Origin of the sequence: Vreelandella aquamarina (genome assembly GCF_020075495.1) — a bacterium.
GTDB lineage: Bacteria > Pseudomonadota > Gammaproteobacteria > Pseudomonadales > Halomonadaceae > Vreelandella > Vreelandella aquamarina_A.
In genome coordinates this window covers 278,094-290,244 of the sequence record NZ_JABYQT010000002.1, presented here as the reverse complement: position 1 = coordinate 290,244, position 12,151 = coordinate 278,094, and the positions used below count along the sequence as shown (strand labels likewise).

Annotated in this window: 10 protein-coding genes and 1 other RNA gene; all 11 read right to left on the bottom strand. The window is 61.8% G+C overall.

What is annotated here, in order from left to right; genetic code table 11:
* Window positions 1-15 precede the first annotated feature (15 nt).
* Complete coding sequence (murG, locus tag HW452_RS04015) at window positions 16-1,080, bottom strand: undecaprenyldiphospho-muramoylpentapeptide beta-N-acetylglucosaminyltransferase (RefSeq protein ID WP_425348084.1); 1,065 nt, start codon at window positions 1,078-1,080, stop codon at window positions 16-18.
* Window positions 1,081-1,133: 53 nt separating this feature from the next.
* Entirely contained in the window at window positions 1,134-2,315 is a 1,182-nt protein-coding gene (ftsW, locus tag HW452_RS04010) for a putative lipid II flippase FtsW (protein ID WP_224104812.1), read from the bottom strand.
* Window positions 2,312-3,718 (bottom strand): UDP-N-acetylmuramoyl-L-alanine--D-glutamate ligase, encoded by a 1,407-nt coding sequence (murD, locus tag HW452_RS04005; protein ID WP_224104811.1) that lies wholly within the window; start codon window positions 3,716-3,718, stop codon window positions 2,312-2,314. The genes ftsW and murD overlap by 4 nt, the downstream gene beginning before the upstream one ends.
* 59 nt (window positions 3,719-3,777) lie before the next feature.
* Window positions 3,778-4,860 (bottom strand): phospho-N-acetylmuramoyl-pentapeptide-transferase, encoded by a 1,083-nt coding sequence (gene mraY / locus HW452_RS04000; RefSeq protein WP_224104810.1) that lies wholly within the window; start codon window positions 4,858-4,860, stop codon window positions 3,778-3,780.
* 9 nt (window positions 4,861-4,869) lie between these two features.
* On the bottom strand, window positions 4,870-6,228 hold the full coding sequence (locus tag HW452_RS03995) for a UDP-N-acetylmuramoyl-tripeptide--D-alanyl-D-alanine ligase (protein ID WP_224104809.1): 1,359 nt from the start codon (window positions 6,226-6,228) through the stop codon (window positions 4,870-4,872).
* Window positions 6,225-7,718 carry a UDP-N-acetylmuramoyl-L-alanyl-D-glutamate--2,6-diaminopimelate ligase gene (locus HW452_RS03990; protein WP_224104808.1) on the bottom strand — a complete coding sequence of 498 codons (1,494 nt, stop codon included), beginning with the start codon at window positions 7,716-7,718 and terminating at the stop codon, window positions 6,225-6,227. The genes HW452_RS03995 and HW452_RS03990 overlap by 4 nt, the downstream gene beginning before the upstream one ends.
* 18 nt (window positions 7,719-7,736) lie before the next feature.
* Complete coding sequence (locus tag HW452_RS03985; RefSeq protein ID WP_224104807.1) at window positions 7,737-9,449, bottom strand: peptidoglycan D,D-transpeptidase FtsI family protein; 1,713 nt, start codon at window positions 9,447-9,449, stop codon at window positions 7,737-7,739.
* On the bottom strand, window positions 9,446-9,781 hold the full coding sequence (gene ftsL / locus HW452_RS03980) for a cell division protein FtsL (RefSeq protein ID WP_224104806.1): 336 nt from the start codon (window positions 9,779-9,781) through the stop codon (window positions 9,446-9,448). Before ftsL ends, HW452_RS03985 begins: the two co-directional genes overlap by 4 nt.
* Window positions 9,782-9,783: 2 nt before the next feature.
* A complete protein-coding gene (gene rsmH, locus HW452_RS03975; RefSeq protein ID WP_224104805.1) occupies window positions 9,784-10,740 on the bottom strand; it encodes a 16S rRNA (cytosine(1402)-N(4))-methyltransferase RsmH in 957 nt (318 codons plus the stop codon).
* Between the two features lie 54 nt (window positions 10,741-10,794).
* An RNA gene (rnpB, locus tag HW452_RS03970) (RNase P RNA component class A) lies at window positions 10,795-11,168 on the bottom strand.
* A gap of 32 nt (window positions 11,169-11,200) precedes the next feature.
* Window positions 11,201-12,058 (bottom strand): 16S rRNA (cytidine(1402)-2'-O)-methyltransferase, encoded by an 858-nt coding sequence (gene rsmI / locus HW452_RS03965; RefSeq protein ID WP_224104804.1) that lies wholly within the window; start codon window positions 12,056-12,058, stop codon window positions 11,201-11,203.
* Window positions 12,059-12,151: the final 93 nt, after the last annotated feature.

The window sequence follows — 12,151 nt, the reverse complement described above, 5'->3', positions numbered from 1 at the left end:
GGGTTACTGAGTCGGTCACTCTGCTTCTCCTTTATTGAGTATCGCCAGGCATCCATCGGCCAGGCGCTCGGTGGCCTCAAGGTGGGCCGCTTGGCGCGCCCGCGAGGCCATCAGCGCAAGCGTTGCAGGCTCTAGTAGATCGCTTAAATAGTGGGTCAACCGCTCAGGGGTCAGCGCCGACTGGACGACACAAAGCGCTGCCCCCGCCTTGACCAGCACCTCGGCGTTTACCCGCTGGTGATCGTCAACGGCAAACGGGAAAGGAACCAGAAGCGATGGCTTGGCTGCCGCGGCAAGCTCGGCCACGGTAAGCGCACCTGCCCTGCACACGACAAGATCCGCCCAGGCGTAGGCGGCGGCCATGTCGTCAATGAAGGGAGTGACTTCGGCCGACACGCCGTGCTGAACATAGCATTCAAGGGTCTGCGCCTCGCGCGACTTGCCTGCCTGGTGACGTATCTCCGGACGCTTCTCGCGTGCCAGGGCGGCCACGGCTTGCGGCAAGCGCTCGTTGAGCGCGACCGCTCCGAGCGAGCCGCCCACCACCAATAGACGCAGTGGACGACCTGTCAGCTCGTCAGCACGGCGTGGCGCCTCCCCAATCGCTGCGATTTCTTCGCGCACCGGATTGCCGATCACCTCCGCCCGCTTGCCAAAGGCTTCGGCAAACGCGGCGTAGCTACGGGTCGCAAGCCGGGACAGCACGCGGTTGGTCAACCCGGCAACCGCATTTTGCTCGTGAACGACCAGCGGGATTCGCGAAAGCCAGGCGGCAAGCCCGCCCGGGCCACTGGCGAAGCCGCCAAGCCCCACCACCAGTTGAGGCTTGAAGCGTTTGATGACGCCTCGCGCCTGAAGCACGGCGCGGCTCAGATTCACCGGGGCCTTCAGCCAGCCGGCGACGCCGTTGCCGCGCAGCCCGCTTATTGCAATCGTATGCAGCTTGATACCCGCCTCGGGCACCAGACGGTTTTCAATGCCACGCGGGCTGCCCAGCCACTCCACGGTGACGCCCTGGGCACTTAACGCACGCGCCAGTGAAAGCGCGGGAATCACGTGTCCGCCGGTTCCGCCTGCCATGATCAAGACGCGTTTAGGTGCGCTCGTGGTCACACACGACTCCTTGTATGTTATTACGATAATCGCGGTTCGCGACGTGACTTGTAGGGGGTCGGCGCCCGGCGCGGACGATGCCTCGTCTCGGCATCGACGCGCAGCAGAAGTCCGATCATCATGCCAATGACCAGAAGACTGGAGCCACCGTAGCTGATCAGCGGCAGGGTCAGCCCCTTGGTGGGCAAAAGCCCCGAGCTCACCGCCATGTTGATGAATGCCTGGGAAGCGATAACGAACCCGATGCCATAGCTTACGTAGGCGCCGAACAGGTGGCCGGCAAGCTCGGCCTTGCGCCCGATCCACATGGCCCGACCAATCAGCAGCGTAAACATCAAGATGACGACAATGGCGCCGATCATGCCGAGCTCTTCGGCGATAACGGCAAAGATGAAATCGGTGTGCGCCTCGGGCAGATAGTGGAGTTTCTGTACGCTGTTACCGAGCCCCGTGCCGGTCACATGGCCACGCCCGAAGGCGATCAACGCCTGAGTCAGCTGATAACCGGTCGCAAACTGATCGGCCCAGGGGTCCAGAAAGCTGGTCCATCGCGCCAGACGGTAAGGCTCCAGCACCACCAGCATCACCGCCCCGAACGCAAGCACCCCACCGCTGCCGATCAGCAGCACAAGCGATGCGCCACTCATCATCAGCATGCCGATCACGCACGTGGTATAGACCACCATGCCGCCGAAATCCGGCGCCAGAAACAGCAGCCCTGCGGGCACCGCAAGCACTGCGATAGGCCGCCACAGCGTAAATGCGCGCTGGCGTAATTCGTAGGCAAAGCGCGACATGAACATGGCCATGTAGAGAATGAGGCCGATCTTGCCAAGCTCGGATACCTGAAGGCTGGGCAAGGGCCCGGGGAGTCTGATCCAGCGTTTACTGCCGTTGATCTCCTGGCCAAACAGCAGCACCACGACCAGCAGCACGATGCTGATCAGCAGGATAAGCGCCGCATTCTGGCGCCATACTTCAAGCGGCACGCTCATCATGAAAAGGCAACCCAGCACGGATAGCATCAGGAATATGCCGTGCTGGCGAAAGTAGTAAAAGCTGTTGTCCAAAAGTCCGATGGAAGCCGAGCTGACCATGACCCAGCCAAGCCCGGCCAGCGATACCGCGGCCACGATCAGCCATATATCGCAGGGAAAGTGACGCGTGGTAACGGCCTTTTGAAACCGCTGTAGACGACTCATGGCGATACCTCCGCTGCCTTATGCTCGACCCAATGGCGAAACGCATCGCCGCGGGCCTGATAGCCGGAAAACTGATCAAGGCTTGCACACGCCGGCGACAGCAGGACGCAATCTCCCGGCAAGGCACGCGCAAAGGCCGCCTCCATTGCCTGGGCAAGATTATCCACCTCCTGCACCGACACCTGGGGCGAAAGCACCTCGGCAATCTGCCCCCGGTCTTTACCGAACAACAGCGCCAGGCGTGCACACTTGGCTAAAGGTTCAGAAAGCGGCGTAAAATCCGCCCCCTTTCCAATGCCACCCGCCAGCCAGATCAGGCGCCCCTCCAGGGTAGCGCTCAAGCCACTGATCGCTGCAAGCGTAGCGCCCACGTTGGTGCCCTTCGAGTCGTTGATCCAGGTCACGCCATTGAGGGTGGCAATGGTTTCGCTACGATGCGCAAGACCGGTGAACGCCTTGAGGGCCTCGACCATGGCAGATGCGGGAAGATTCAGTGCCTGCCCCAGCGCAAGCGCGGCCAGTGCGTTGGCATAGTTGTGCTGCCCGGCGATTTGCAACTCACTGGCAGCCACCCAGCGGGTCTGGCCCTGCATCAGATATAGCTCGGCGCCCTGCCACACAAGGCCCCATTCATCTTCACCCGGCGGATCAACCGTAAAGCAAGTAACGCTTGGCCCCTCTTCAATGGGCCAGGTAAGTGGATCATCCCGATTGACGACGGCATGCAGCGCCTCGTTGAAGATGCGCTGCTTGGCCAGACGATACGCTGACATGTCGCCGTGCCGGTCAAGATGATCATCGCTCAGATTCAAGAACGCCACCGCCTGGGCGCCCAGGGAAGGAGTGGTTTCCAGCTGAAAGCTTGAAAGCTCGAGCACGTATAGCTCGGCATCCGGCTGATCGGCCAGCAGATCCAGCGCGGGTGTCCCCAGGTTACCGCCCACTGCGACACGCAGACCGGCAGCTTTCGCCATCTCGCCGAGCAGCGTCGTCACCGTGGATTTGGCATTTGAGCCGGTGATGGCGGCCATGGGCGCAACATGCCCGCTCGTGCGCCTGGCGCGCACGAAAAGCGCCGTTTCGCCCACGAGCCTGGGCTCGCCGGTATGCGGATTGATCTCTTCAGCCAGACCTTCAAGCCCCGGAGAGCGAGGATCGACACCAGGACTTGCCACCACTTCAAAGGCGTGGGTGAAGTCCAGCGCGTCAAGCGGGCCGCAGTGAACCTCAACGCCTGGATGAGCTTGATAAAATGCCTCGAGCCCTGGCGGGGCTTCACGGGTATCAGCCACGATGAACGGTCGGCCAACCCGCGCCAGGTGGCGGCAGATGGCCCGCCCGGAAGCGCCCAGGCCAATAACGACGGTCACGCCGCTAGGTACTTGAATAGGCACTCGCCCCATGTCTGGCTCCTTTGCGTTCTATACGCTCAAGGCTGCAACGGCCATCGTCACTGCGCCGGTTAACGAACCTTGAGTGTCGCAAGTCCCAGCAACACCAAGACAACGGTGATGATCCAGAAACGCACGATCACACGTGGCTCAGGCCAGCCTTTCAATTCGAAATGGTGGTGCAGCGGCGCCATGCGAAAAATTCGCCGCCCGGTCAGCTTGTAGGAACCGACCTGCAGGATGACCGACACGGTCTCGAGCACGAAGATGCCGCCCATGATGAACAGAATGATTTCCTGGCGCACGATTACCGCCACCACGCCAAGCGCGGCGCCAAGTGCCAGCGCGCCCACATCGCCCATGAATACCTGGGCGGGATAAGTGTTGAACCACAAAAAGCCAAGCCCGGCACCGGCAATGGTGGCACAGAAGATCGTAAGCTCTCCGGTGCCATTGATGAACGGGATGTGCAGGTAGTTGGCAAAGACGGCATTACCGCTTGCGTAGGCAAATACCGCAAGCCCCATGGCAACCAGCACCGTGGGCATGATGGCCAATCCATCCAGGCCATCGGTCAGGTTGACCGCATTCGAGCTGCCCACGATCACGAAATAGGTCAGCACGATGTAAAAGACGCCCAGAGGCAGCGCGATATCCTTGAACAGCGGCACCAGCAGGCTGGTCTCGGCAGGTGTTGCTGCCGTGAAATAGAGCACCAGAGCCGCCCCCAGCCCAACGACCGATTGCCAGAAATACTTCCAGCGGGCGGGCAAGCCGCGAGGGTTTTTCTCGACCACCTTGCGGTAGTCATCCACCCAGCCGATGGCGCCAAATCCCAGGGTGACGGCCAGCACTACCCAGACGTAATGGTTGGAGAGATCTCCCCAGACGAAGGTACTGATGGCGATGGCCAGCAGGATCATCACTCCCCCCATGGTGGGGGTGCCCGCCTTTGAAAGATGCGATTGTGGACCGTCATCGCGCACGGCCTGGCCGATCTGGCCTTCCACCAGACGGCGGATCACCCATGGCCCCAGCCATAGGCACAGCATCAATGCGGTAAGCGCGGCCAGAATGACGCGCAGCGTCAGATAATTGAAGACCTGAAAGCCCGTTTGGTACTGGGCCAGGAAGTTCGCCAAGTAAAGTAACATGAACGGCGTTTACCTTATTTCATCCGAGCGTAGCGCGGCAATGAGCTTCTCCATGCCGGCGCTGCGCGACCCCTTCACCAACAGCGTGGTACCGGGCGGCAAAGTGTTAATGATATGACGCGTGAGCGCCTCGTGGTTGTCGAAGGACTGCCCGTTGCCAAAGGCATCGGCGGCAGGCTGCGCCGCCTCACCAAGCGTCAGCAACCTGTCGATGCCGAGTTCGGCTGCGTAACGGCCCACCTCGGCATGCAGGCCAGACGACTCGGCACCAAGCTCCCCCATCGCGCCCAGCGCACACCAGCGCGGAGCCGGGAATTGCATCAGCGTTTCAAGCGCCGCCTTTACCGCACCGGGATTGGCGTTGTACGTATCGTCCAGCAACGTGGCACCGTTCGGCCCGGCCACGATGCTCAGCCGCCCCTTGAGTGAGGCGATTTGCTGCAGGCCGCTGATCACGTCGTCAGGAGCAACGCCCACGGCAAGCGCGGCCGCCGCGGCCGCAAGCGCGTTGCTGACGTTATGCTTGCCGAGCAGGGGCAGCTGTACATGCCCCAGCGCCTGGCCATTTTCAACAAGCGTGAAAGCATACCGCCCCTGCGAGTCACAGGAAAGGGCCGCGGCGTGGACCTGCGCCCTGTCATCCAGCCCGAAGCTGACCACGCGTCGTGGCGCAGCGCAGGCAGCCCACAGGGGGTAGTAGCGATCATCCCGGTTGAGCACGGCAATACCGTTGTCACCGAGCCCGCCCAGCAACTCGCTCTTGGCCTGGGCGATATGCCCCATGCCGCCGAATTCCCCCACATGAGCGCCGGTCACGTTGGTGATGATGGCCACATCCGGTCGCGTCAGGCGGCTTGACCAGGCAATTTCGCCCAGGTGATTGGCACCCACCTCGATGACCCCCGCCTGATGCTCGGGCGCGAGACGTAACAGCGTGAGCGGTACGCCAATATCGTTATTCAGGTTGCCCTGCGTGGCCAGCACGCTGCCTAGCGGCGCCAGCAGCGCGGCGGTCATCTCCTTGACCGTAGTCTTGCCGCTGTTGCCGGTGACGGCCACCAGCGGCATCCGGTGCCGATCACGCCAGGCGCCCGCCAGAAGCCCAAGCCCCAGACGCGTATCAGGGCACATAAGCTGCGGCAGCGAACTCTCGACGCGGTTTTCGACCAGTGCAGCCGCGGCTCCCTCGCGCCGCGCCTGCTCGACAAAATCATGGCCATCGAATCGCGGCCCCTTGAGCGCCACAAACAGGCATCCGGGGATGATGTGTCGCGTGTCGGTCACGACCGCACTCAGGCCCAGCGTGGCGTTTTCTTCGGGTACGGCGATAGACAGCGCGCGTGCCGCCTTGGCAAGTGTCCAGGTCATTGGCCGCGCCCTCTCACGGCAAACGCCTTGAGAACTTCATCCTCGTCGTTGTAGGCATGGCGAACGCCACTGATTTCCTGATAGGTTTCGTGGCCTTTACCGGCAATCAGGACGATATCGTCCGGTCTGGCCTGGCGAATGACATGGTCGATCGCGTGGCGTCGGTCGCCGATATCCAGTGGCTTGCTGCTCGAGGAGAGCCCTTGGAGGATCTGCTGGCGAATCGACTCGGCGGATTCGCTACGCGGGTTGTCATCCGTTACCACCACCACATCCGCCCACTGCTCGGCGGCCTTGGCCATCTCGGGGCGTTTACCGGCATCCCGGTCCCCACCGCAGCCAAAAATGCACCATAGCCTGCCAGTATCGCTTACGTGGGCGCGCAGCGCTTCGAGTGCGTTACTCAGCGCATCTGGAGTATGGGCATAATCGATCACGACGCTGGGGGCGGCGGGTGCATGATAGAGCGCCATGCGGCCCGGTACGGGGTCGAGGGCGGCGGCCGCTTCAAAAAGGGCATCCAGGGGTTCTCCCAATCCGTACAGCGTGGCCATGGCCAGCAGCACGTTGTCGAGGTTGAAACGCCCAACCAGCCCCAGCGCCAGCATCCGCTCGCCGTCAGGTGTCGCAATCATTGCCCGCTGCCCTGTCTCGCTCGACTGCACGTCCAGTACGCGCAGCGTGACCGCCTCGTCCTGGCCACTCGCCAGTACGCGCACACGAGCATCAAGACCTGCCAGCATCAGCCGCGCCAGCGGGTCGTCGGCATTGACGACCGCAAGCTCGAGCTCTGTGCGCCGGAAAAGCTTGGCCTTGGCCGCCGCGTAGGCAGCCATGCTGCCATGGTAATCCAGATGGTCACGGGTAAGATTGGTAAACACGCCGGCAGTGATATTGACAGCATCCAGACGGTGCTGATCCAGTGCGTGAGAAGAAGCTTCAAGGGCAACGCGCCGAATGCCCTGCGCAGCCAGCTCGCCAAGCGCTGCCTGAAGTGCAAGCGGCCCTGGGGTGGTCAGACCGGTATCCGTGAGCTGGCCTGGGCGGCCCACGCCAAGTGTCCCCACTACCCCGGCGGCGGTCCCCAACGCTTCGCTCAGCGCCGCGATATAGTGGGTGACCGAGCTCTTGCCATTGGTTCCCGTCACCCCTACCACGTCCAGGTCGTCCGGCACCTGAAAAAGCAGCTTGCCCAGCTCGCCAAGCCGCCTCCCCAGACGAGGCAGGTAAAGTACACGTCCTTCCAGGACAGCATCGCCGTGGCAAGTGTGTGCCAGCACCAGTGAAGCGCCCTGCTCGAGTGCAGCATCGATAAACTCGCTGCCATCGCGCTGGCTGCCGGGAACGGCCACGAACACATCGCCGGTATTCAACGCACGTGTATCGCTCACCAGGCGCAGCGTATCAGGCAGGCCTGTCATCTGTTCAAATGAGGCGCTCGGCCATACCTTGCCAAGTGCGTCCCACAGCTGAGGGGGCGTCAACGTCATGCCATCTCCTTAGTCATGCTATTCGTCGTCGACCTCAAGATCGGGGGGCACATCCAGCAAACGTAGAGCATTCCCCGTTACACTAGAGAAAACTGGCGCCGCTACGGCCCCTCCATAAAACTCGCCTGCCTTGGGGTGATCAATCATTACAACTGTAACAATGCGCGGATCGGAAATTGGCGCTATACCAGCAAAAACACTTCTGTAGGCGTCGGTGGTATAGCCTTGCTGACCTATTTTACGAACCGTACCCGTCTTTCCGCCTACACGATACCCTTCTACCTGAGCGCGCCGGCCACCGGTATAGGCTCCAACTGACGTTTCAAGAATATGTAGCAGATCGTTGGCAACGGTTGGATCTATGGCCTGCACGCCTTGAGGTGGCTCGGAGAGACGCAGCAGGGAAGGCGGCAGGCGTACGCCATTATTAGCCAGCGCCGTGTACGCACCTGCCAGCTGCACAGCGGTAACCGACAAACCATACCCGTAGGAAAGCGTTGCCCGTTCGCTGCGTGACCAGCGCACAGGCGCTGGCAGACTTCCGTTTGCCTCACCTGGAAAACCGGTACCCGGTGCCTGCCCAAGACCCAGCTGATTATACTTTTCCCAGATCGCCGTATCGCTCAAACGAAGCGCCAGGCGGGACATTCCTACATTCGATGAATGCTCGAGAATACCTGGCAGATCTAGCTCCCCGTAGTTGCGAAAGTCACGTATGGTGAACTGATCCAACCGCATCCAGCCCGGCGAAGTATCCACAATTGCATTTCGATCGACGATGCCACTTTCCAGAATGGCCGCCATGGCCAGCGGTTTCATGACAGACCCCGGCTCGAACACATCGACCAGCGCCTGGTTGCGCAGGCCGCGCGGGTCGAGCCCGGTACGATTGTTGGGGTTGTAAGAGGGCAGATTGGCCATGGCGAGCACCTCACCGGTGCGCGCATCCATCATCACCAGCACGCCTCCGTCGGCTTCATTCTTGGCCACTGCGGCACGCAGCTCACGGTAGGCCATGTACTGAATGCGCTGGTCGATCGACAGGGCCAGATCCCCCCCGGGCTGGGCATCACGCATGATGCCAAGCTCGCGCACCAGCCGGCCACGGCGGTCCTTGATGACCCGGCGCTGACCGGGGTGGCCTGCCAGATACGGCTGATAAGAGAGCTCAAGCCCCTCTTGTCCGACATCATCGACGTTGGTGACGCCCAACAGTTGGGCGGCCACCTCGCCGGCCGGATAGTAGCGCTTGTACTCGCGCTGGGGGTAAACGCCAGGCGTGCGCAGATCAAGAATGCGCTGCGCGGCTTCCGGCGTCATCTGACGGCGTAGATACATGAACTCGCGCCCGCTGTAGCGCTCGATACGCGCGGCGAAATCGTCCGGCGTCATGCCCAGCGCCTGGGCCAGCATGAAAAGCTGGATGCCGTCGGTAGGCAGTTCTTGCGGGTTGGCCCATAGCGTCACGACCGGCGTCGAGATCGCCAGCGGCTCGCCGTTGCGGTCGGTAATCATGCCACGGTGGGCCGGAATGGCTTCGTGGCGCAGGGTGCGCGCGTCGCCCTGGCTTTGCAGAAACGGGCGATCAATCACCTGCAGCAGCGTGATGCGCCCCATCAGGGTCACGCAGGCGAGTCCCACGATGATCAGGATGAACAGAAAGCGGCCGCTACCCAGCGGTGGCGCCACGGGTGCCTGACGGGACATCCCTCCCCGACGCTCGCTTCTCATGGCCTGATCACCTCGACATCATGAACATCGGGAATGCGCATATCCAGGCGCTCAGTGGAAATCTGTTCGATACGGGCCGGGGTCGACCAGGCCCCCTCTTCCAGAAGCAGTTGGCCCCACTCGGTCTGCAGCTGGTTTTTTTCCTGCTCGAGCTGCTGGAGCTGAGCATACTGCACGCGGGTCATGTGAGTAATGATGACAATGGCCAGACCGCTGACGATACAGGTCAGAAACAGCAGGCTAATGACGATTGGCCACGCGCGCAGGCGAAGCTTGAAAGGCCATTCGGTGCGTAGCGTTGACACCCAACGCTCAATGCGTTCCATGCTCATGGTTATACCCGTTTACGGGCAGCTCGCATAACGGCGCTCCGCGCACGTGGGTTGCCAGCCACCTCTTCATCACTTGGACGTATGCCTTTACCGAGGGCCTCGAGACGCCGATTTAACTGATCATCACGAATCGGCACACCGCGGGGAAGATGGGTGTCGCCGCGAACGTGATGACGAACAAAGCGCTTCACGCGGCGGTCTTCCAGCGAATGAAAGCTGATGATCACCAGATGGCCGCCGGGCGCCAGCGCCTCGAGCGCTGCATCTAAGGCAGCGTCAAGCTGATCAAGTTCGCCGTTGAGGTAAATTCGCAGCCCCTGAAACGCCTTGGTGGCTGGATGACGCCCTTTTTCCCAGGCCGGATGTGCCGCTTTCAGCACTTCGGCCAAATCGACCGTATGAGTAAAGGGCCTCTCGACACGCCGCTCAACCACGGCGCGCGCTAGGCGCTTGGCGTAACGCTCTTCACCGTAGGCCTTGAAGACATGTGCAATATCGGCTTCTTTGGCACGGGCCAGGAACTCAGCCGCGCTTTCGCCCTGGGTCGGGTCCATGCGCATGTCCAGCGGGCCGTTGCGCATGAAGCTGAAGCCGCGTTCGGGGTCATCCAGTTGAGGAGAGGATACGCCGATATCCAGCAGCACGCCGGCAAGCTTGCCGTAGACACCCTGCTCACGGGCGTAGTCGGCCAAGTGGGCAAATTCGCGCTGGGTAATCTGGAACCGAGCATCATCAATCTCGGCGGCAGCCGCAATCGCCTGCGGATCGCGATCCATGGCCATCAGCCGGCCTTGATCATTCAGGCGGGAAAGAATCAGCCGTGAATGACCACCCCGTCCGAAGGTGCCGTCCAGATAAATGCCGCTCTTGTCGTGTACAAGGGTATCGACAGCCCCTTCCAGTAATACGCTGGTGTGGTGAAACGGGGAAACGACCTGGTCAGCGTCAGGAGAAGGCATGGTACTCTCACACAAAAATTAGAGGGGCACGCCGGTGCGAGCCCCTTCATGGAAATGGGGAGTCGGCCGATAAGCCGGGTTCTGTCGTGGACAGTCATTCCTCTAGGCGCGCTGTCGCCAACGCGCTCAAGCAACCTACCCGGACCCAGCGCGGGCCACGCCAACGGGTCCCTATTTGGTCTTGCTCCGAGTGGGGTTTACCATGCCACGCACTGTTGCCAGGCGCGCGGTGCGCTCTTACCGCACCCTTTCACCCTTACCGGCCCTTCGAGGTTTAAGTCAAAAGGCTTAGGCGGTCTACTCTCTGCTGCACTTTCCGTCGGCTTGCGCCGCCCAGGCGTTACCTGGCACTCTGCCCTATGGAGCCCGGACTTTCCTCCCCCTGCCCATCCTGAAGACGGGCAAGCGGCGACTGTCTGGCCAACTCCGGCGGCAAGCATACCAGCGCCCTTGCTTTGCCTCAATGCTCGGTTTTCAATGCCTGCAATCTGGCGTACCACTCCTGCTTGCGCCCACCCAGCATTCGCGCCACGACCGCCGCCCCTTGCTTGACACCTACTCCTTCATCCAGCAGGGCTTTCATCAGCTCATCGGCGCTTATATCCTGGTGCTCACGCTCGGTGACGGGCGCAGCGCCAGCCACCATGACCACGAATTCGCCACGCGCCTGATTGGGATCCTGCGTCAGCTGGGCAATCAGTGCATCGGGCGTGCCCTGCAAGAAGGTTTCGAAGGTCTTGGTCAACTCGCGGGCCAGCACCACCGCGCGCTCGGGAAAGCACTCGTTCAAGGCGTCGAGCGTATGCATGATGCGATGCGGGGACTCGTAGAACACCAGCGTCTCTTCTCGCGTACTCCACGCCTCCAGCGCCTGGCGCCGCGCGCCAGGCTTGGCCGGCAGAAAACCACCGAACACGAACCGGTCGGTGGGCAGCCCTGCACTGCAAAGCGCCGCGACCAGCGCACAGGCACCAGGGACGGGCACGATACGGCGTCCACGTGCGCGCAGCTCACGCACCAGCACGAACCCCGGGTCGCTGATCAGCGGCGTACCGGCATCGCTGATGAGTGCGATACTCTCGCCTGCGGCCAGATAGCCATCCAGGGTATCCACACGGCGCGCCTCGTTGTGCTCGTGCAGCGAAAGCATGGGCGTACTGACCCCCAGATGCGCCAGAAGACGCGCACTGTGACGTGTATCTTCGGCCGCAATGCGCGACACCTCGGCTAATACCCGAGCAGCACGCGGCGTGAGATCGTCCAAATTCCCAATTGGGGTGGCAACCACGTACAATGTGCCCGGATTGTGGTGTGTCATCATGACTCCCGATTTGTTGGTGGCTTGCTCTGACGGTGCGCTATGCTTGTGCCAGGACAACGAAACGCTGACCAGCGGCGGCAGCGCAAATGA

Bases quoted from the DNA above. Each gene is read 5' to 3' on its own strand.
- HW452_RS03990 (WP_224104808.1), bottom strand. From the start codon at position 7,718: ATGACGTTGACGCCCCCTCAGCTGTGGGACGCACTTGGCAAGGTATGG.
- murD (WP_224104811.1), bottom strand. From the start codon at position 3,718: ATGGGGCGAGTGCCTATTCAAGTACCTAGCGGCGTGACCGTCGTTATT.
- murG (WP_425348084.1), bottom strand. From the start codon at position 1,080: ATGGCAGGCGGAACCGGCGGACACGTGATTCCCGCGCTTTCACTGGCG.
- rsmI (WP_224104804.1), bottom strand. From the start codon at position 12,058: ATGACACACCACAATCCGGGCACATTGTACGTGGTTGCCACCCCAATT.
- ftsW (WP_224104812.1), bottom strand. From the start codon at position 2,315: ATGAGTCGTCTACAGCGGTTTCAAAAGGCCGTTACCACGCGTCACTTT.
- rsmH (WP_224104805.1), bottom strand. From the start codon at position 10,740: ATGCCTTCTCCTGACGCTGACCAGGTCGTTTCCCCGTTTCACCACACC.
- HW452_RS03995 (WP_224104809.1), bottom strand. From the start codon at position 6,228: ATGACCTGGACACTTGCCAAGGCGGCACGCGCGCTGTCTATCGCCGTA.
- mraY (WP_224104810.1), bottom strand. From the start codon at position 4,860: ATGTTACTTTACTTGGCGAACTTCCTGGCCCAGTACCAAACGGGCTTT.
- HW452_RS03985 (WP_224104807.1), bottom strand. From the start codon at position 9,449: ATGAGAAGCGAGCGTCGGGGAGGGATGTCCCGTCAGGCACCCGTGGCG.
- ftsL (WP_224104806.1), bottom strand. From the start codon at position 9,781: ATGAGCATGGAACGCATTGAGCGTTGGGTGTCAACGCTACGCACCGAA.